The following is an 18,953-nucleotide window of genomic DNA, read 5'->3' as shown; positions in this document are numbered from 1 at the left end:
TTTCAGCGTTCCAGGATCGTGCCGGTCACCACCGCCTCGTGCAGGTCGCAGCCGGTCATGTCGGCGTTGGTCAGGTCGCAGCCGTGCAGGATCGCCTTGCGCAGCCGCGCCCCGGCCATGCGGGCGCGCACCAGCGAGGTGCGCAGCAGGCGGTCGGCACCGATCCTGAGGGAAGCCAGGTTGGCCTCCTCCAGGCACCCGTCGATCAATATGGCCCGGTCGAGCCGGGCGCCGCGCAGGTCCGCGGCGCGCAGGTTGGCCGAGCGCAGGTCGGCTCCGTCGAGCTGGATCGACTGGAGCTGGGCTCCCTGCAGGTTCGCGCCGCGCAGCCGCACGCGGGACGCGATGCCCAGGCTCAGCACCCGGTTCCGCAGGTCGGCGCCGTCCAGGTCCATGCCCGTGAGGTTGAGCTGCGTCCCGTCCTTGCCGCCGCTCTTCAGCCAGCGCGCATGGGCCGCCAGCATGCCTTCCAGGTCCAAGGCCGGTGGCGGCTGGGCCTCGGGCTCCTTGTGCTCGACCGGCAGGGGGACCGGGTTGATCTGCTGGGCGACTGCGTCGGCATCGGTCCGGACGGCGTTCTGAAGCCGGGTGTTCGCCGTCGTCGTGGCGCCTGTCAGGTCGGCGCCGCGCAGGTCGGCGCCGGAGAAATCGGTCCCGCTGAGATTGGCACCGACGAATTTCGAATTGCGCAGGTCGGTGCGCACCAGCCGCGCGTCCGACAGCTTGCTGTGGGAGAAGTCGGCGCCCGCCGCGAAGGAACCCGACAGCTTGGCCCGGGCCATGTCGGCGCGGACCAGGATCGTCGAGCTCATGTCCGCCGGCCCCGGCTCGAACCCGATGACCTTCAGCTCGCCGTCGCTGCCCTTGTTGGCCATGGAGCCGTCGCGCAGGTCCACCTCGACCATCACGGCGTCCTGGAGCAGCGCGCCGCGCAGGTTTGCGCCGCGCAGGTCGGTGCGGAACAGATGGCTGCCGGTCAGGTCGGCCCCGCGCAGATCGGCGCCAAACAGGTCGGCATGGTCCAGCACCGTGCCGGCCAGCCGCGCGTCCCGCAGGATCGCCCCCGACAGATGGGCGCCCGTCAGGTTGCGGCCGGCGAAATCCAGGCCCGAGAGATCGAAGAACGGCATGTTCGCCCGCGATCCGTTGGGCCGCCCCTCCATGAAGCGCTTGTGCCGCTCGCACACGCGATCAAGTTGTTCCTGAGTCAGCTTGATCCTGGCCTTGCGTTCCTCGTCGATGGCCATGCGTCATCCGAACAGTTTGTCGATGTCGCTCTGGTTGATCTCCGCGCTGCCGTTCATGGCGGGTGGCGGGGCCGGAGGAGGCGCCGGGGGGGCGGGTGCGGGACGCGGCGGCGGGGGCGGTTCGTAAGCCGGCTGGGGCGGCGGGGCGTCGAAGCTGATGCTGTCGAACAGCGCGTCGATCGTCGCCTGGTCCACGCCGTCGCCGAGCGCCGGGCCGTTGAGCAGGTGGGCGTCGGGACGGTCGTCGTTCATCTTGCGGTGGGACGCCGTCGCGTCGGCGGATGCCAGGACGGCCCGGTCGACGCCCCAGATCTCGATCATGGTGTTCACGCGCTGCTCGATGTAGCGCAGGGTATTGACCACCTTGGTGGTGCGCTGGCCCGTGATATCCTGGAACGAGCAGGCGGTCATGATCTCCATGATCTGGATCTCGATGTCGTTCGCGACCTCCCCGACATCCAGGCTGATCTCCCCCCGGGCGGCCCGGTGCATCTGGTTGGCGAATTCCTGGATGCGCTCGGCCGCGTTGAGGATCTCGGTGGTCGCCCGCTCGGTCGCCGTCACGATGGCGTCCAGCTCGCCGGTGGCGGCCATGATCCGGTTGGCCCCCGCGTCGGCCGGCCGAAGCGCCGCGATCTCGCTGCGGGTCTGCTGGATGTAGCTGCTCATCTCCTGCAGTTCCTGCCGCAGGATGCGCAGATGGGTGGAACGGTCCGTCGTGATGCCGGCGGCGTCCGTCACCGTCTCGATCGGCTGGGCGGCGGTGACCGCGACGGCCTCGACCCCGCGCAGCCGGTCGACCTGCTCCTCCAGCTTGCCGGCCAGGCGCCGCCAGTCGTCGACCGAGACTACCCGCGTCCGGCGGTCGCGCATGCGGAGGAACGCCCGTCCGCGAGCCGACGAGGACAGGGCCTCCTCCATGCTCAGATAGTCGAGTTCCGTGAGGTCGAGCAGTTCAGGTACGGTCATCTTCGGACTTCTGACCAATCAGGGAGGCAAGGATCGGGCGGGCGTGCGATAACATATCACCGTCCCCTTAACTTACCCCTAATGATCAGGAAACCTGTCCGAACAGCGAGGCCTGTCAGGCCTTCCGGACAGCGGCGCTCCAGCTTTCGCCGCGGAGAGCATCGTCGCGGGCCTGGGACCAGCCGTTCTCCCAGGCAAGGTGCATGACCCGGTCCGCCTCGTAAGGATTGGCCTGCAGGGGCTGCCCGTCATGGAAGGCCACGTAGCCCTCGTCGTACTCGATGATCCGGGGATCGTCCGTCCGGCCGGCGAAGATCGCCTTCCGGCCGGCGGGCCGCGCGGATTCCTGGTCGATGAAGGCGCGGAACTCCGGAAACCGCATCAGCACGCTGTCGTCCACGCCGCCGGGATGCTCGGCCAGCGTCTTCATGCCGCGCGGCGTGATGACGAAATGATCCGCCTCGACCGGTTCGAGAAGGAGCGCCTGGACAAGCCTGTCCAAGGCACGGGCAAGCTCTTCCCGGATCTCCGAGTCGGGTACCGGGAGGGCCTCGCCGACCGATCGCAGGTTTCCCTTCAGCCTTGCCAGCGCATCATCCAGCGTGGCCCGGCCGGTGGCCGCGACCTTCAGCAAGGCCAGCATGAGGTCGACCTGATGCAGCAGCGGATATTCCTTGAGTTCCATCATCTCCCCCTGCCCTACCTGTTGAACCAACCCCGGAGCCCCGGCGATGTTCCCGGGAATCGGGCTTCGCCGCCGGGGCAACGAAAAAGCCGCCCTGGCGGGCGGCTTTCTGCAGGGGTCGTCGTGGAGGGTCGGGAGGCGTCAGCCGGCGGAGCCGACCCGCTGGCGCAGGGTCTGCAAAAGGGCTTCCATCTGCCCGCCGCCGCGCTGGATGACGGAGGAGAACTCGGAACGCTGGGTCACGCTCATGCTGACCCCTTCGACCGCGACGTCGATCACCTTCAGGGAGTCGCCGCGCTGCCGGACGCGCCAGTCCACCGCGACGGGCGGCGCGTCGGGGCGGATGATCTGCGACGCCACGATGGCGTCGCTGTCCCCCTCCGGCCGGTGCCCGGTGATCTTCAGCGTCTCGTTGACGTCCAGGTTCTGCCCCGAATACTGGGAGAAGCGGTCGGCGTAGACCTGGACGATCAGCCGCTCGAACAGGGCGCCGTACTCCTGCTGCTCCGCCGGGGTCGCGGTGTTCCAGCTCCGGCCCAGCACGAACCGGCTGATATAGGGAACGTCGAAGCCCTCGTTCAGAAGCACGCGGAACCGCTGCATGGACTCCTGGCGGCCCAGGTCGGGCTTGACCAGCACGTCGATGGCGCGGGCGCCCAGGTCCTGGATGAACTTGGCTGCCGCTTCCGAACGGGCGTCGGCGCGGCCAGCGGTGGGAAACGCGACGGTACCCGCAAAGGCGAGCAGCGCGGCGCAGGTGATGAAGAAGCGGCGTGTGATCATGGCGTGCTGGACTTAGCCGTTCCGCCGGAATTGTCAACCTGCGGCACTTCGTCCTCGGGAAACTCGGGGAACTCGGGATATTCCTCGGTGGAGGCCTGCCCGTCGTTGATCTCGCTGATTCGGTTCTGCCGATACAGGCTGCGCAGCGAGGCGTAAGTATCGAGCGAGTTCCTGCGCAGGTCGTCGATCGGCTCGATCAGGCGGGAACGGGTGTCGATGCCGCCGGCGATCGCGCGCCCCAGGGGGATGCCGTCGCGGTCGGTGTTGGCAGCCCACAGGTTGACCGGGTCGCCGAAGGCTTCGGCCGCGATGCCCGTCGTGTCTCGGAAGTTGGACGGCCCCAGCAGCGGCAGCACCAGGTAGGGACCTTCCGGCACGCCCCACACGGCGAGGGTCTGGCCGAAATCCTCCGCCTGGTATTCCAGGCCGTGGTCGGCCGCCACGTCCATCACACCGCCGATGCCGACCGTGGTGTTGACCAGGAAGCGCTTGGTCGCCACTTCCGCGCCCGTCCAGTCGCCCTGGAGCAGCTCGTTGGCGATCGTCAGGGGGCTTCGCAGGTTGCGCAGGAAATTGCGGATGCCGTTGCGGACCGGGTTGGGCACGATGCCGCGGTAGATGTCGGCCACGGGGCGAATCAGCAGGATGTCGGTGCCTTCGTTGAAGCCGAAGATCGCCCGGTTGAAGCCTTCAAGCGGATCATTGGCCTCCTGATAGGCCGCCAGGGCCGCGGGATCGTCGCGCGGAGGCAGGACGCATCCGGACAGGACTGAGCCGCAGACAAGCAGGGCAATGGCGGCGACGGAACCGCGAAAGCGCGGGAAGCCAGACAGGTTCATGGATAAGGCGCTCATCCAGAAGAGAAAGATCGGGGGCCGGTGCCGCCAGGATTCCGACGTCGCAGAAGGCGCGGATCTTTCTGACGTATCATACGGATCGGTTTTTGACCAGATGCCTCGGCCGGGGGGAGCCGCAGCCGGGGCGACGCATATGGCTGCTCCTCGGTTTTTCCAGAAAAGACGTTTACGTCGCATAAAGATATCTTTATATATCGATCGACGAGTACGGCGTTCGACGCACACTTCCGGCACACTGGGACAGGCACAGGAATGGATTCACTGCTCACGGCACTCAAGGCGGCGGCGGAGCCGACACGGTTGCGGCTGATGGCCTTGTGCGCCCAAGGCGAGCTGACCGTGACCGAGCTGACCCAGATCCTGGGCCAGAGCCAGCCGCGCGTGTCCAGGCACCTGAAGCTGCTGTGCGACGCGGGATTGCTCGACCGGTTCCGGGAGGGGACCTGGGCGTTCTACCGGCTGGCCGAGCGCGGTGCCTTCGCCGAGCTGGCGCGCACCCTGATCGACGCGGTGCCGCGGGATGACGCGACCCTGGCCCTGGACCTGGAGCGGCTGAACGCGATCAAGCGCGCCCGGGCCGAGGCCGCCGCCGACTATTTCCGGGAGAACGCCGCCCGCTGGCACGAGATGCGCTCGCTGCACGTGCCCGAGCGCGAGGTCGAGGCGGCGCTGCTGCGCCTGTTCCCCGCCTCCGGCATCCAGGACCTGCTGGACCTCGGCACCGGCACCGGCCGCATGCTGGAGCTGCTGGCGCCCCGCGCCGAACGCGCCCTGGGGATCGACCTGTCGCGCGAGATGCTGGCGATCGCGCGGGCCAACCTGGAGCGCGCCGGCCTGCGCAACTGCCAGGTCCGGCAGTCCGACATGTACCAGCTGCCGCTGCCGTCCTCCTCGTTCGACGCCGTGGTGATCCACCAGGTGCTCCATTTCGTCGAGGAGCCGGCCGACGTCCTGGCCGAGGCCGCGCGGGTGCTGCGCCCCGGCGGACGGCTGGTGATCGTCGATTTCGCCCGCCACGACCTGGAATCCCTGCGGATCGAGCATGCCCACCGCCGGCTCGGCTTCGGCGACGACGAGGTCACGGGCTGGCTGCGCGCCGCCGGCATGTCCGCCGGCCCGGTCGTCCGGCTGCCCGGCGATCCGCTGACCGTCAATCTCTGGCCGGCCACCCGCGAGGAGGGCTCCCGCCCCGCCGTGGCCGATGCCGCCGCCCCCACCCTTTCGACCTTCGGAGTGAACTGAATGAGCGTGGCCTCCCCCAGCCCGACCCTTTCCGGTCTTGACCGGCATGCCGGCGTGATCGCGCGGACCGGCCTGCGGCTCGATGTCCCGCTGCCGGCGGACCTGGCCGTCAGCTTCGAATTCTTCCCGCCCAAGACCGAGAAGATGGAGCAGACGCTGTGGCAGGCGGTCCACAAGCTGGCCCCGCTCCGGCCGGAGTTCGTGTCGGTCACCTACGGCGCCGGCGGCACCACGCGGGAGCGCACCCACGCCACGGTCTGCCGCCTCCAGAAGGAGACCGGCATCCCGGCGGCGGCCCACCTGACCTGCGTCGGCGCCACCCGGGAGGAGATCGACGCGATCGCCCGGACCTACTGGGACAGCGGCATCCGCCACATCGTGGCGCTGCGCGGCGATCCGCCGACCGGCGTCGGCACCGCCTACGAGCCCCATCCCGGCGGCTACGCCTATGCCGCCGACCTGGTCGAGGGGCTGAAGCGGGTCGCCGACTTCGAGATCAGCGTCGCCGCATATCCCGAGAGCCACCCGCAGGCGGCCAGCGCGGCGCACGACCTGGACAACCTGAAGCGCAAGATCGACGCCGGCGCCACCCGGGCGATCACCCAGTTCTTCTTCGACGTGGGCGCCTACATGGGGTTCGTCGAGCGGGCGGCGGCGGCCGGCATCACCGTGCCGATCGTGCCGGGCATCCTGCCGATCACCAACTTCACCCGCGCGATCGAGTTCGCCGGAAGCTGCGGCGCCGCGATCCCGCCCTGGATGGCCGACCTGTTCGCCGGGCTGGACAACGACCCCGATACGAGGCAATTGGTCGCCGCGACCGTGGCGGTCGAGCAGTGCCGCCTGCTCCATGCCGAAGGGATCGGCAACTTCCACTTCTATACCCTGAACCGCGCCGAGCTGACGGTCGGCATCTGCCACATGCTGGGCGTCCGGCCCGTGGCACGGGCCGTCGAACAAGCCTCCGCCGCCGCTTCCTAAGAAACCAGTACCGAGACCGAAGAACCATGGCCCATCTCCTCGACCTTCTCAAAGAACGCGTCCTGCTGTGCGACGGCGGCATGGGCAGCAGGGTGCAGGCGCTCGACCTGGACGTCGAGCGCGACTACTGGGGCATGGAGAACTGCACCGACGTGCTGGTCCTGTCCCGTCCCGACCTGGTCCGCGAGATCCACCGCGGCTACTACGAGGCCGGCGCCGACATGGTGGAGACCAACACCTTCGGCGCGTCGCCGATCACGCTGGGCGAGTTCGACATCTCGGACAAGGCGTTCGAGATCAACCGGCAAGCCGGCGAGCTGGCCCGCGAGGCGGCGGAGAGCTTCAAGGACGGCCGCCAGCGCTTCGTGCTGGGTTCGGTCGGTCCGGGGACGCGCCTGCCCAGCCTGGGCCACGTGGCCTACCAGCCGCTGGAGGACGCCCTGACGGTGCAGGCGCGCGGGCTGATCGCGGGCGGCGTCGACGCCATCCTAATCGAGACCTGCCAGGACCCGCTCCAGATCAAGGCGGCGGTCAACGGCGTGAAGGTCGCCAGGAAGGAGGCCGGCACCGACACCCCGATCTTCGTCCAGGTCACGGTGGAGACCACCGGCACCCTGCTGGTCGGCAGCGACATCGCGGCGGCGGCCACGGTGATCCACGCGCTGGACGTGCCGCTGATGGGGCTGAACTGCGCCACCGGCCCGGCCGAGATGTCGGAGCACGTGAAATGGCTGGCGGAGAACTGGCCGGGCCTGATCTCGGTCCAGCCCAACGCCGGCCTGCCCGAGCTGGTCAACGGCGCCACCCGCTATCCCCTGCTGGCGGACGAGCTGGCGAACTGGCTGGAGCGCTTCGTGCGCGACGACGGGCTGAACCTGGTCGGCGGCTGCTGCGGCACCAACATCCCGCACATCCAGGCGACCGACGCGATGCTGCGCCGGCTCGCCGGGGCCGGCCAGATCCGACCGACGGTGAAGCCGCGCACGCACCACTGGATCCCGTCGGTCGCCTCGCTCTACGGCCAGGTGTCGCTCCGCCAGGAGAACGCCTACCTGTCGATCGGCGAGCGCTGCAACGCCAACGGCTCCAAGAAGTGGCGCGAGTTGCAGGAGCGGCACGACTGGGACGGCTGCGTCGAGATGGCGCGCGACCAGGTGAAGGAAGGCAGCCACACGCTGGACGTCTGCACCGCCTTCGTCGGCCGCGACGAGGCGGCGGAAATGAACGAGGTGATCACCCGCTTCACCGGGTCGGTGACGGCGCCGCTGGTGATCGATTCGACCGAATACACCGTGCTGGAGCAGGCGCTGGCGCGCCACGGCGGCAAGCCGATCATCAACTCGATCAATTTCGAGGACGGCGAGGAGCCGGCGGCCAAGCGGCTGATGCTGGCGAAGAAGTTCGGCGCGGCGGTGATCGCGCTGACCATCGACGAAGAGGGCATGGCGAAGACGGCGGAGAAGAAGCTGGAGATCGCCCGGCGGCTCTACGACTTCGCGGTCAACAAGCACGGGCTGCGGCCGGAGGACCTGCTGTTCGACCCGCTGACCTTCACCGTCGCGACCGGCAGCGAGGACGACCGCAAGCTGGGCCAGTGGACGCTGGAAGGCATCGAGGCGATCAGCCGGGAGATGCCCCAGTGCCAGATCATCCTGGGCCTGTCGAACATCTCGTTCGGCCTGAACCCGGCGGCGCGGCACGTGCTGAACTCCGTCTTCCTGGACCATGCCGTCAAGCGCGGCATGACCGGGGCGATCGTCCACGTCTCCAAGATCATGCCGTTGCACAAGATCCCGGAGGCCGAGGTCAAGGCGGCCGAGGACCTGATCTTCGACCGGCGGAGCGAGGGGTACGACCCGTTGCACGCCTTCATCGCGCTGTTCGAGGGGCGCAAGGCGGCATCCGCCGTGAAGAAGGAGCGGCCGGCCGCGATCGACGAGCGGCTGAAGCAGCGCATCATCGACGGCGACCGGACCGACCTGGACGCCGACCTGGCGAAGGCGATGGAGAGCTATCCGCCGCTGGAGATCATCAACAGCTTCCTGCTGGACGGCATGAAGGTGGTGGGCGAGCTGTTCGGCGCCGGCAAGATGCAGCTTCCGTTCGTTCTCCAGTCGGCCGAGACCATGAAGGCGGCGGTGGCCTATCTGGAGCCGCACATGGAGAAGGTCGAGGGCCAGGAAAAGGGCACGATCGTGCTGGCGACGGTCAAGGGCGACGTCCACGACATCGGCAAGAACCTGGTGGACATCATCCTGACCAACAACGGCTACCGGGTGGTCAATCTGGGCATCAAGCAGCCGATCACGAACATCCTGAACGCGGCGAAGGAGCACAAGGCCGACGCCATCGGCATGTCGGGGCTGCTGGTCAAGTCCACCGTGGTGATGCGCGAGAACCTGGAGGAGCTGAGCCGGGGCGGCATCGAGGTGCCGGTCCTGCTGGGCGGCGCCGCCCTGACGCGGGGCTACGTGGAGGACGATTGCGTCAAGGCCTATGGCGGCGGCCGGGTCGCCTATGCGCGCGACGCGTTCGACGGGCTGTCGCTGATGGACAAGGTGGTCAACGGCCAGTTCGACACCTTCCTGGCGGCCAACCAGGCGAAGCGCCAGGGCCGCGCCACCAACCAGCGGCGGAAGCTGGGCCAGCCGGTCGAGGCCGAGAGCGGCGCGGTGGACGTCGCGGCGGCGCGGGCGCGGCGCGAGCGTCTGTCGGACGGGGTGGCGGTGCCGACCCCGCCCTTCTGGGGACCTCAGGTGATCGGGCGGGTTCCGCTGAAGACGCTGGTGCCGTACCTGAACGAGCGGATGCTGTACCAGCTCCAGTGGGGCTACCGGAAGGACGGCAAGACCCTGGACCAGTTCAAGGACTGGTCGAAGAAGGAGCTCCGGCCGATCCTGAACCGGATGCTGGCGATCGCGGCCGAGCAGGAGATCCTGGTGCCGCAGGCGGTCTATGGCTACTGGAAGTGTGCCGCCGACGGCAACGACGTGATCCTGTACCAGGAGGACGGCAAGTCGGAGGTCGCGCGCTTCACCCTGCCCCGGCAGCGCAAGGAGGACGGCGAGTGCATCGCCGACTTCTTCCGCGACGTGTCCCACGGGCCGTCCGAGCGGGACGTGATCGGGCTCCAGGTGGTCACCATGGGCCAGAAGGCGAGCGACGTGGCCCGCGACTGGTTCGCCGAGAACCGGTACCAGGATTACCTGTACCTGCACGGGCTGGGCGTCGAGATGGCCGAGGCGATGGCCGAGTATGTCCACAAGCGCATCCGCGCCGAGCTGGGCTTCTCGGCCGAGGACGACCGCGACATGGAGAAGATGCTCCAGCAGGGCTACCATGGCAGCCGCTACAGCTTCGGCTATCCGGCCTGCCCCAGGCTGGAGGACCAGGACCAGCTGCTGAAGCTGCTGGACGCCGGGCAGATCGGCGTGGAGCTGAGCGACGAGTCGCAACTCCACCCGGAGCAGAGCACCAGCGCGATCGTGGTGCATCACCCGAAGGCGAAATACTTCTCGGTGTGACGGAGCGGGGGCCGGATCACGGATTGGTTGGAGGCGGGCGGCGCCTCCACCCTTTCTGAAACGGTTCAGGAACCGCGTATCCGCTGTCCCTATGACTTCCTGCTCGTCTTGCTGGTCGCCCCGGGGGATCGGCCCTGCCCGAGCGGGCTATATCGCAATCCATATGCATAAAATTCAAATTAAATTATTTTGGAGCCAGCCATAATATCCACACCATGAACAGGGTCATGTTCCGTGCCGTCGGGTCGGGGCGAGCCCCTGGGAACCGCTGTTCTGATCTGAAGTTGGCCCCTCCGAAGAGCGGCCAATGGCAGGACTCAGGCACCGAGTCATCGGTCATCCGCGCTCGGCAGTTCCTCATGCCTGGTGGAGATAAATCATGGAATCGCCAAAAGGCGTCAGCATCAGGACGATGCTGACGCTCGTCTTCTGCAGTGTCGTGGTTTTTCTGGTTTCGCTGATCATCCTGGATAGTACGAAGTCCCTGAAAACTTTTTCGGAGGTGCGCACCGTGCAAGCGGTGACCCAGGCTTCGCATGATGTCTTCACGGCGATGCAGGCGATCCGGCTCGAACGCGGCGCTACCCGTCGCGTCCTTCTGCATCCCGTCAACTCCGAACCGGCCACGATGGAAAAGCTGCCTGGCTGGCGCAGCCAATCCGCGGACGTCGTGAACGTCGTCGCGGGGATTTGCGCCCGGATGCCCTGCGCGGCCGGACTGGGGGAAGTCGAGGTCCGTGATGCCATGGCGAAGCTGGACAGCCTCCGTCGCGATGCGGATGCCGCCTTGCAGGTCGATGTCGGCCAGCGTCCCAGGCAACTTATCGACACATGGATGGGAAGCACGGGGAGCACCTTGGAACTGCTTGCCAAGATCTCCAGCGTCCTGTTGGAACCGGCACGCGCGATGGATCCCATGTTCAGCGAACTGATCGGCGTCAAGGACGCCGCCGTGATCGCACGCGAAGCATCCACCCCCATCCGCGTGATGTTCGACAGCGCCGTAGCGAAGCAGGGGATCACCGCCGAGGATCGGCTCCAGATGGCGCTGGTCCGCGGTCGGTTGGACACGGCGTGGCGGATGCTCAAGGAGGCTGCACAGCGTCCCGGCGCGCTCGAACCGATCAAAGCCGCGGTAGCCGCGGCTGAGCGCAGCTACATGAACGATTACCTGCAGAAGCGCGAAGCCGTCTTGACCGCCATCGGCGCCGGGCAGGATCTGCCCGTTCGCCTGGACGAACTGAATGTCCTTGCCGACAGGTCGCAATCCGACCTGGACGCGGTGGCCAACGTGGCGCTCGACGAAATGAACCGGCATGCCGCGGAGAAGGAGGCAGCGGCGGCGACCGCGCTGATGGCCAACGGAGCCATCTTCATGGCCGCGATCATTCTGGGCATCGCCGGGCTGAGGATCGTTCGCCGCCGTGTCACGACCCCGATCCGCGGTATCGTGGAGGCGATGCGGCGCGTGGCCCGGGGCGACGTTTCGGGCGAGGTGCCCTTCACGGACCGCCATGACGAGATCGGCGCCCTTGCGGACGCCCTGCTGGTCTTCAAGGACAATGCGGTCGAGCGCGAGCGCCTGGAAGCGGCTCAAGCCGAGGAGCGCAGCGCCAAGGAACGCCGCGCCGCCGAGATCGACATGCTGATCCGGAACTTCGACCAGGGCGTCACCGGGATCCTGCGGACGGTGAGCGCGGCGGCCACCGAGCTGGACAGCACGGCACAAAGCATGGCCGCCATCGCGGAGGAAACCAGCCGGCAGGTCACAGCCTCGGCCGCCGCGGCCGAACAGACCTCGGCCAATGTCCAGACGGTCGCCGCGGCCGCGGAGGAAATGTCCGGCTCGCTCCAGGAGATCGCGCGGCAGGTCACCCGCTCCACCGGCATAGCCAACGCGGCCGTGCAGCAGGCGGAGCAGACCAACGGTACGGTCCAGGGACTTGCCGAGGCGGCGCACAAGATCGGCGAAGTGGTCGATCTGATCTCCAACATCGCCAACCAGACCAACCTGCTGGCCCTGAACGCCACGATCGAGGCGGCGCGCGCCGGGGAGGCGGGGAAAGGTTTCGCGGTGGTCGCGTCGGAGGCGAAGAACCTCGCGACCGCGACCGCCAAGGCGACCGACGAGATATCGTCCCATATCACCAACATGCAGGCGGCATCGACCGGAGCCGTGGGCGCCATCGAGGGAATTGGCGGCACCATCCGCCAGATCAACGACATCACCGTCACGATCGCGGCGGCGGTCGAGGAACAGACCGCGGCGACCGGCGAAATCTCGCGCAACGTCACCCAGGCAGCCGCCGGTACCCAGGAGGTCTCCGCCAATGTCGGGCAAGTGACCCAGGCGTCGGACCAGACCGGAGCCGCCGCCAACCAAGTGCGCAGCGCGGCGGGCCAGTTGGCCCAGCAGTCCGAAATGCTTCGCGGCGAGGTGGAGCGCTTCCTGGCCAGCATCAAGGCCGCCTGAGCCTCCCGCCCCGAGATTCATGCCGGGGGCCTTGATGGGGCCGGGACTTTGCCGCCGCGACGGCAACCAAGGACAGGAAAGGGGAAGGAAGCGCGCATTCCAACCCCTCTGCCTTTGGCACGTTCCGGGCCGGACCGGAGCACCGAGGTGATCGTCGTGCATCACCCGAAGCGCAATACTTCTCGGTGTGAGAAAGCGGGAGGACGGGAGTGTGGCGGAATGCCACTCTCCTGCACATACTGCACCCAAGGTCTTGCAGGTCGGCTATAGCGACGCGGCCGCCGACATCAGCGCGTAGGCTTCGTCGGGTGCCGCTTCGCTCCACCCGAGCTACCGGCGAGCTGCAAATCACTCTGACCCCATTTTCAGGTCAACCCCATTTCAGACTTTAATTCAAGCCGGCTTGATTCTGGTTCCATATATGATACCATGAGCTATGACCAGGGCAGAGAAGATCATCGCGCGGATGCACAACAATCCCCGTGATTGGCGGATCGCGGATTTGACGGCCCTGGCCGATCGATATGGTATCGATTATCGGCAACCCGGCACCAGTCACGTGACGTTCAGCTATCCAGGACTGACGCCGCTATCGGTTCCGGCCCATAAGCCGATCAAACCCGTCTATATTCAACTTTTCCTGGAATTATTGCAGCAGATCGAGGACCAGGGAAATGGCCCGTGAAATCCAGACCTTGCCGAGATTTGAGATCCGACCGCTGGCCGCTGACGAAGGAGGCGGCTATCTGATCGAGTTCCCCGACTATCCCGGATGCGTGGCCGATGGCGAAACACCGGAGGATGCGATCCGGGAGGGGCGTGACGCGCTCACGTCCTATGTCCGCACGCTGGAGGAGTTGGGACGCCCGGTACCGTCGCCCGGTGAGGACGCCTATACCGGACAGTGGCGCCAGCGAGTACCGAAGTCGCTGCACGCGGCCCTGTCGCGCCGCGCGGAGCGGGAGGGCGTCTCGCTCAACATGCTCGTGACGGCGCTGCTTGCGGAAGGGTTGGGCCGGGGGATCGAACGGTAGGTCCCACGGTCCATCGCTTGTGCCTTGAAAGGCTGGCCGCGGAGGTTCCGGAACGCTCAACGGGCAGATCGGGCTGAGAGTCTTCCTGCCGACACCGGAGTACATGCTGGCGATGAAGCTGCTGGCGAACCGGCGCGGCGACCCGGACGGGATGGCGCGGGACCGCAGGGACTTGTATCTGCTGATGCGGCTGACCGGACTGAAGGCCCCGGATCAATTGGCCGGCCTGATCAGGCTCTGCTATCCTGCAGTTCCTGGAATCAATGCGCGGATCGCCGCCAAGATCGATGATATGGTCCGCGGATATGGAAGTGCCGGCGAACCTGAAGCTCCGACCTGGAACGCTGGCCGAGGCGATCCGACGCTATAACGCCGGGCAGCAGAAGTTCGGCGTGGCGCTCGGCGAATTCCTGGACGAATTCTACCTGGACCGCGAGCCGTCCAGCCGCCGCGCCCGCATCAAGGAGGCTCCCGAGTTCGTCGGCGCCGATATCATCGACGCCTATGTCGGTGCCGTCGGCGAGCACCTGGCCCGCCGCTGGAAACTGGGCGATCCGCCCGAATAGTCCGACGATCCCCGCCGGTTCCGCCGCCGCATGTCGTTCGTCGAAGCCGAAACGCTGCGCCGCGCCCGGATGCCGCATGACGAGCGGTGGCGGACATACGAGTATTTGCGGACGGGAATGATGCCGGACGACGGGACCGAGTGACCAGCCCGTAACCTGCTCCGGCCGCGATGTCGGCGTCGGCCCTCGGCCGAGGCCGGCCCACCGCGAACCGGGCGGAGCGGTGCCTGATCCGGCCGGGCATACGGGCGCCTCGTGCAGTATCCCGTCCCGGCGGGGCCGGCTTGGCGGCCGGTCCGGGAGGGTTCCGCCTCCCCCCTCAGCTCAGCATGCTTGTCATCAGGGAGCGCAGCTGTGCCGGCTTCACCGGCTTGTTGAGGAGCTGGAAGCCGCTGGCGTTGACTTCCTCCTGGACCTCGGGCAGGCGGTTGGCGGTGATGATCAGGCTGGGAATGGGGGCGCCGCAGTGGCGGGCGACGCGCTGGAGTTCGGCGACGCCGGTGGCGCCGTCTTCCAGGTGGTAGTCGGCGATGGCGATGTCGGGGGCGCGTTCCATCCCGTCCAGGATGCCGATGGCCTCGCACCCCGTCGTGGCGGTCACGACCGTGCAGCGCCAGCCCTCCAGCAGGGCCGTCATGCCGGACAGGATGCTGCGCTCGTTGTCGATCACCAGCACCAGGGAGCCGGCGAGCCGGTTCGCGACGGCGGCGGGGGCCGGCTGGGGCGGGCGAGCGGTGCGGCCGCGCTCGCCGAACGGCACGATCACGGAGAAGACCGATCCCCGGCCGGGAACCGAGCGGACGCCGACGCGGTGGTCGAGCATGCGGGCGACGCGCTCGACGATCGCGAGCCCCAGGCCCATGCCTCGGTCGCGGGCGTTCTGGTCGTTGCCCAGGCGGCGGAACTCCTCGAAGATCTCGGCCAGCTTGTCCTCGGGGATGCCGGGACCCGTGTCCCACACCTCTATGCGCAGGCGGCCCGCGGCCTGTCGGCAACCCAGCAGCACGCGGCCGGTGCGGGTGTAGCGCATGGCGTTGCTGAGGAAGTTCTGGAGGATGCGGCGGAGCAGACGGATGTCGCTGTGGACGACGGCGCTGCTCGACACGACGCGGAACTCCAGGTTCCGTTCCTTCGCCTGGGCCGCGTACTCGGTCGCCATGGCGCCCAGCAGGGATTCGATCGGGAAGGCGCCGGGCTCCGCCTGGACGACGCCGGCGTCCAGCTTGCTGATGTCGAGCAGGGCTCCCAGCAGGTCCTCGACCGCCGCCAGGGCCACGTCGGTATTGTCGATCAGCGAGGCGTTCTGGGGCGTCTGCTCCAGGTCGCTCAGCGCCGAGACGAACAGGCGGGCGGCGTTGAGGGGTTGCAGCAGGTCGTGGCTGGCGGCGGCCAGGAACTTGGTCTTGGACAGGTTGGCCTGCTCGGCGTCGGCCTTGGCGACCCGCAGCGCCTCCTCGATCTGCTTGCGCTCGGCGATCTCCTGGTGGAGCTTGCCGTTCAGCGCCATCAGGGCGGCGGTGCGCTCGTCCACGCGGCGCTCCAGGCTTTCCTTCGATTCCTTCAGCGCCTCGGCGACCATGCGGCGCTCGGTGATGTCCTGGATCAGGGCGAAATAGCCCAGCACCTCGCCGTTCTCGCCGAAATGGGGGATGTATGTGGCCAGCGCGTAGCGGACGGCGCCGTTCTCGGCCGGAAGTTCCATCTCGAAGGTGACTTCCTGCCCGGCGAGCGCCGCCAGCACGTTGGGCCGGCGCTGCTCGTAATGCTGGCGGCCCAGCGCCACCCACATGGGCTGGCCGTCGATCTCCTCCCGCGGGCGGTTGAACCAGTCCTCGTAGGGCTTGTTGACGAAGCGGAAGCGCTGCTCGCTGTCCACATAGGCGATCAGGGCCGGCATCGCGTCGGTGATGGTGCGGATGCGCCGCTCGCTGTCGCGCAGCGCCTCCTCGTTCCGCTTGCGCGCGGTGATGTCGGTGTAGGTGTTGACGAAGCCGCCACCGGGCATGACCGTGCGCCGGATGTCGAGCACCCTGCCCTGCCACTCCTCCTCCAGCGCCAGGGGCCGTTCCGCCAGGTCCTGGTAGGACATCGCCATGCCGCTGAGCCCCGCCCAGCCGAGGCGGGTATTGTGCCGGACGAAGTCCTGGTAAGTGGCGCCGTGCCGCACCACGTCGGGCGGCAGGTCGAGCAGATGGGCGAAATTGTCGTTCCAGGCGACCAGCTTCAGGTCCTTGTCATAGACCGCGACGCCCTGGGCGATGTTGTCCAGGGTGGCCTGGAGAAGCACCGTCTTCTCCGCCAGCTCCTGCTCCCGCCGGCGGGTCTCGTCGCGCTTCAGGTCGGTGATGTCGGTATAGACGCCGACCACGCCGCCGTCGCGGGTGCGCCGCTCGTTGACCTGCATCCAGCGGCCGTCGGCCAGCGCGTGGACATAGGGTCCCTGGGGGTTGCGGTGCTGGACCATGCGCTGGTGGAACCAGCCCTGGCCGCCGTCCCGGACGTCCTGCACCGACCGGGTCTCGACCGCCAGCCGGGCGATCTCGTCGAAGGTGATGCCGGGCCGGATCCGGTCGTCGAAGGCCGGCCAGAAGGCCAGGTACTTGCTATTGCACATGACCAGCCGGTCGTCGCCGTCGAACAGGGCGAAGCCCTCGTTGACCGACTCGATCGCCTCGGCCAGCCGGGCCTGCACCGTCTCCGCCATCTCCTTGGCGCGGGCGAGGTCGCGGTTGGAGCGCTCCAGCTCGCGCAGCGTCCGCTCCAGCTCCAGCGTCCGCTCGCGGACCTTGGTCTCCAGCACGATGGCGGTCTGGAACAGCGAGAAGGCGCTGCCCTGGAAGTCCATGCTGCGCTCGACCCGGTCCATCAGGACCTTGTTGATGCGGTGAAGCTTCCGGTTCTCGCGTTCCAGCTCGGCGATGCGCTGCTGTTCCGGCGTCTGGCCCGGCTCGGGGGCCGGGGATGCAAGGGTCAGGACTCGCATCGCGCACCTATGGCGACGCCGGTGAAGGTCTGGTTGACATGCATCGCGTTGAACTGCTCTCCGTAGGTGCAGAACCCGATCACGTTGTTGCGGGCGAGCACCTTGGAAACCAGGTGCTTGATCTGCTTCTGCTCCATCTCCAGGCTGCGCAGGATGCAGTCGCAGCCCAGGATCAGCTCCGGCTCGCCGACATCCTCGTGGAGCCGGCTGAACAGGCTCTCCAGGTTCTGGACGAGGTCCACGCCCTCCGCGACGGTCAGCACGATGCCCTCGTCGATGGCGCAGAAGAAGGTGAGGCTCTCGTCGTCATTGACCTTCTGGATCGACCGCACATGGTATTCGCCGCCGACCCGCACCACGACGGGATATGCGGCGAAGATCATCGGGGTCAGCGGCTCGCCCTCCAGCCCGACCATCCGGGCATACTCCCGCCCGGCCGGCTCGGCATTGATCTCCGTCACGATGCGGCGGGCGGGATCGGCCTCGGTCACCACCATCTTGCGGTCGGAGCTGACGAAATGCTCGGTGCGGAAGACGGTGAAGCGGCGCACTGTGTCGACCAGCACCAGGACGGCGGCGTTGCTGCGGAATTCGCCGTCGTGGAGAATCCAGGTTCGGGTGAACCGGAGGTCGTCCCCGGCCGAGCCGCCGAACAGCGGGATGTCGCCGAGCGCCGAGTAGATCGAGCTGACCACCAGCTCCTCCCGCACGGACAGCCCGTCGATCAGCAGGAGGGCGAAGCTCTTGCCGGCGACGGGCTCGCGGTCGTCAAGGGTGGCGTCGAGGGCGGCGGCGTCGAGGGCGGCGTCCCGGCGGGCCGACAGGCTGCGGACCAGGGCGTGAGCATGGGCGATCTCGAACCCTTCCAGGTCGTCGATCCGCTCGGCCACGGCGGAGAAGTCGCTGCCCGGGAAGCTGACCCCGGTGATCGACCCGGTCATGTAGCCGACCGGCGTGATCTCGCCCGCCGTGGTGCAGCCGATCACCAGGGTGTCGTCGAACAGCTCGGCCAGCGCGGGACCGAGCGCTTCCAGGTCGTACTGGGGAGAGCAGAACACCAGGACGAAAGCCATGTCGGGCTGGGCGACGGCCTCGTACAGGTCGCGGGCGGCCTGGCGGGGGTCGAGGGCGTGGCTCATGCCCCGGCGCAGGCGCGGGGACCGGGCATCGATCGCGGCCCGGCCCACGGCGCCCGCCGCCTGGACCGGCACCGGGGGCTCCGCCTCGGCGGGAGGCGGCAGAGGAGCCGCCTTCACCAGGTCGTCCAGGTGCTTGCGAGCCGGCACGCGCGAAGTCCGACCGCCGACGCGGCCGGTGCGAGGCCCCTTGGCCATTTGAATTTCTCCGCCTTTCCCCTGGCTGCGGACGGTCGGCGGGAGCGATCCAACGGATCTCCCCGCCTGCGCCGCCCGTGCTGGCATAAAATTACCTCCCGGGAAACGGTTCTGCCAAGGGTGCTGCCCCGGGTGCGGCGTTAGACCAAAGTCTAAGCGGCGGACCCGAGCCGGAACGACGGCAAGGAAATGGAGAAAATTCGCAGGGAAAATACGGGGGTGTGTAAGCAGGTTCACAGTCGCCGGGTTCCTCGCCCTCCATGATCCGCCGGCTC

At 67.8% G+C, this 18,953-nt stretch carries 14 protein-coding genes; 7 read left to right on the top strand and 7 right to left on the bottom strand.

Features of this window, described 5'->3' with window-relative positions:
* Window positions 1-2: 2 nt before the first annotated feature.
* From JL100_RS05355 to JL100_RS05335, 5 genes are all read right to left on the bottom strand, one after another.
* Window positions 3-1,247 (bottom strand): pentapeptide repeat-containing protein, encoded by a 1,245-nt coding sequence (locus tag JL100_RS05355; protein WP_211113107.1) that lies wholly within the window; start codon window positions 1,245-1,247, stop codon window positions 3-5.
* Window positions 1,248-1,250: 3 nt separating this feature from the next.
* Window positions 1,251-2,216: a protein phosphatase CheZ gene (locus JL100_RS05350; protein WP_202682150.1), complete on the bottom strand. Its 966-nt coding sequence runs from the start codon at window positions 2,214-2,216 to the stop codon at window positions 1,251-1,253.
* A 115-nt stretch (window positions 2,217-2,331) separates the two neighbouring features.
* A complete protein-coding gene (locus JL100_RS05345) occupies window positions 2,332-2,901 on the bottom strand; it encodes a ribosome modulation factor (RefSeq protein ID WP_228421084.1) in 570 nt (189 codons plus the stop codon).
* Window positions 2,902-3,042: 141 nt separating this feature from the next.
* Entirely contained in the window at window positions 3,043-3,684 is a 642-nt protein-coding gene (locus JL100_RS05340) for an MlaC/ttg2D family ABC transporter substrate-binding protein (RefSeq protein ID WP_202682152.1), read from the bottom strand.
* On the bottom strand, window positions 3,681-4,523 hold the full coding sequence (locus JL100_RS05335; protein ID WP_202682153.1) for an MlaA family lipoprotein: 843 nt from the start codon (window positions 4,521-4,523) through the stop codon (window positions 3,681-3,683). The genes JL100_RS05340 and JL100_RS05335 overlap by 4 nt, the downstream gene beginning before the upstream one ends.
* 270 nt (window positions 4,524-4,793) lie before the next feature.
* Here JL100_RS05335 and JL100_RS05330 point away from each other — a divergent pair, with 270 nt between their 5' ends.
* The 7 genes from JL100_RS05330 (at window position 4,794) to JL100_RS05300 (ending at window position 14,361) form a co-directional block, all read left to right on the top strand.
* On the top strand, window positions 4,794-5,783 hold the full coding sequence (locus tag JL100_RS05330; protein WP_202682154.1) for an ArsR/SmtB family transcription factor: 990 nt from the start codon (window positions 4,794-4,796) through the stop codon (window positions 5,781-5,783).
* A gap of 144 nt (window positions 5,784-5,927) precedes the next feature.
* On the top strand, window positions 5,928-6,764 hold the full coding sequence (gene metF, locus JL100_RS05325; protein ID WP_407697008.1) for a methylenetetrahydrofolate reductase [NAD(P)H]: 837 nt from the start codon (window positions 5,928-5,930) through the stop codon (window positions 6,762-6,764).
* Window positions 6,765-6,790: 26 nt separating this feature from the next.
* Entirely contained in the window at window positions 6,791-10,288 is a 3,498-nt protein-coding gene (gene metH, locus JL100_RS05320; RefSeq protein ID WP_202682156.1) for a methionine synthase, read from the top strand.
* A 379-nt stretch (window positions 10,289-10,667) separates the two neighbouring features.
* Window positions 10,668-12,761 carry a methyl-accepting chemotaxis protein gene (locus JL100_RS05315; protein WP_228421083.1) on the top strand — a complete coding sequence of 698 codons (2,094 nt, stop codon included), beginning with the start codon at window positions 10,668-10,670 and terminating at the stop codon, window positions 12,759-12,761.
* A gap of 436 nt (window positions 12,762-13,197) precedes the next feature.
* A complete protein-coding gene (locus JL100_RS05310; protein WP_202682157.1) occupies window positions 13,198-13,446 on the top strand; it encodes a hypothetical protein in 249 nt (82 codons plus the stop codon).
* A gap of 10 nt (window positions 13,447-13,456) precedes the next feature.
* A complete protein-coding gene (locus JL100_RS05305) occupies window positions 13,457-13,795 on the top strand; it encodes a type II toxin-antitoxin system HicB family antitoxin (RefSeq protein ID WP_202682158.1) in 339 nt (112 codons plus the stop codon).
* Between the two features lie 311 nt (window positions 13,796-14,106).
* Window positions 14,107-14,361, top strand: coding sequence for a hypothetical protein (locus JL100_RS05300; protein WP_202682159.1), 255 nt, complete (start codon window positions 14,107-14,109; stop codon window positions 14,359-14,361).
* Between the two features lie 319 nt (window positions 14,362-14,680).
* On the opposite strand, the gene JL100_RS05295 is transcribed toward JL100_RS05300, so the two are convergent.
* A complete protein-coding gene (locus tag JL100_RS05295; protein ID WP_228421082.1) occupies window positions 14,681-17,344 on the bottom strand; it encodes a NahK/ErcS family hybrid sensor histidine kinase/response regulator in 2,664 nt (887 codons plus the stop codon).
* Window positions 17,332-18,678, bottom strand: coding sequence for a nitric oxide-sensing protein NosP (nosP, locus tag JL100_RS05290; RefSeq protein WP_228421081.1), 1,347 nt, complete (start codon window positions 18,676-18,678; stop codon window positions 17,332-17,334). Before nosP ends, JL100_RS05295 begins: the two co-directional genes overlap by 13 nt.
* Window positions 18,679-18,953: the final 275 nt, after the last annotated feature.

It is taken from the genome of Skermanella mucosa (assembly GCF_016765655.2).
Lineage (GTDB): Bacteria > Pseudomonadota > Alphaproteobacteria > Azospirillales > Azospirillaceae > Skermanella > Skermanella mucosa.
This window is presented reverse-complemented; position numbering and strand designations above follow the sequence as displayed.

Bases quoted from the DNA above. Each gene is read 5' to 3' on its own strand.
- JL100_RS05330 (WP_202682154.1), top strand. From the start codon at position 4,794: ATGGATTCACTGCTCACGGCACTCAAGGCGGCGGCGGAGCCGACACGG.
- JL100_RS05350 (WP_202682150.1), bottom strand. From the start codon at position 2,216: ATGACCGTACCTGAACTGCTCGACCTCACGGAACTCGACTATCTGAGC.
- JL100_RS05355 (WP_211113107.1), bottom strand. From the start codon at position 1,247: ATGGCCATCGACGAGGAACGCAAGGCCAGGATCAAGCTGACTCAGGAA.
- JL100_RS05340 (WP_202682152.1), bottom strand. From the start codon at position 3,684: ATGATCACACGCCGCTTCTTCATCACCTGCGCCGCGCTGCTCGCCTTT.
- metF (WP_407697008.1), top strand. From the start codon at position 5,928: ATGGAGCAGACGCTGTGGCAGGCGGTCCACAAGCTGGCCCCGCTCCGG.
- JL100_RS05310 (WP_202682157.1), top strand. From the start codon at position 13,198: ATGACCAGGGCAGAGAAGATCATCGCGCGGATGCACAACAATCCCCGT.
- JL100_RS05335 (WP_202682153.1), bottom strand. From the start codon at position 4,523: ATGAACCTGTCTGGCTTCCCGCGCTTTCGCGGTTCCGTCGCCGCCATT.
- metH (WP_202682156.1), top strand. From the start codon at position 6,791: ATGGCCCATCTCCTCGACCTTCTCAAAGAACGCGTCCTGCTGTGCGAC.
- nosP (WP_228421081.1), bottom strand. From the start codon at position 18,678: ATGGCCAAGGGGCCTCGCACCGGCCGCGTCGGCGGTCGGACTTCGCGC.
- JL100_RS05295 (WP_228421082.1), bottom strand. From the start codon at position 17,344: ATGCGAGTCCTGACCCTTGCATCCCCGGCCCCCGAGCCGGGCCAGACG.
- JL100_RS05315 (WP_228421083.1), top strand. From the start codon at position 10,668: ATGGAATCGCCAAAAGGCGTCAGCATCAGGACGATGCTGACGCTCGTC.
- JL100_RS05345 (WP_228421084.1), bottom strand. From the start codon at position 2,901: ATGGAACTCAAGGAATATCCGCTGCTGCATCAGGTCGACCTCATGCTG.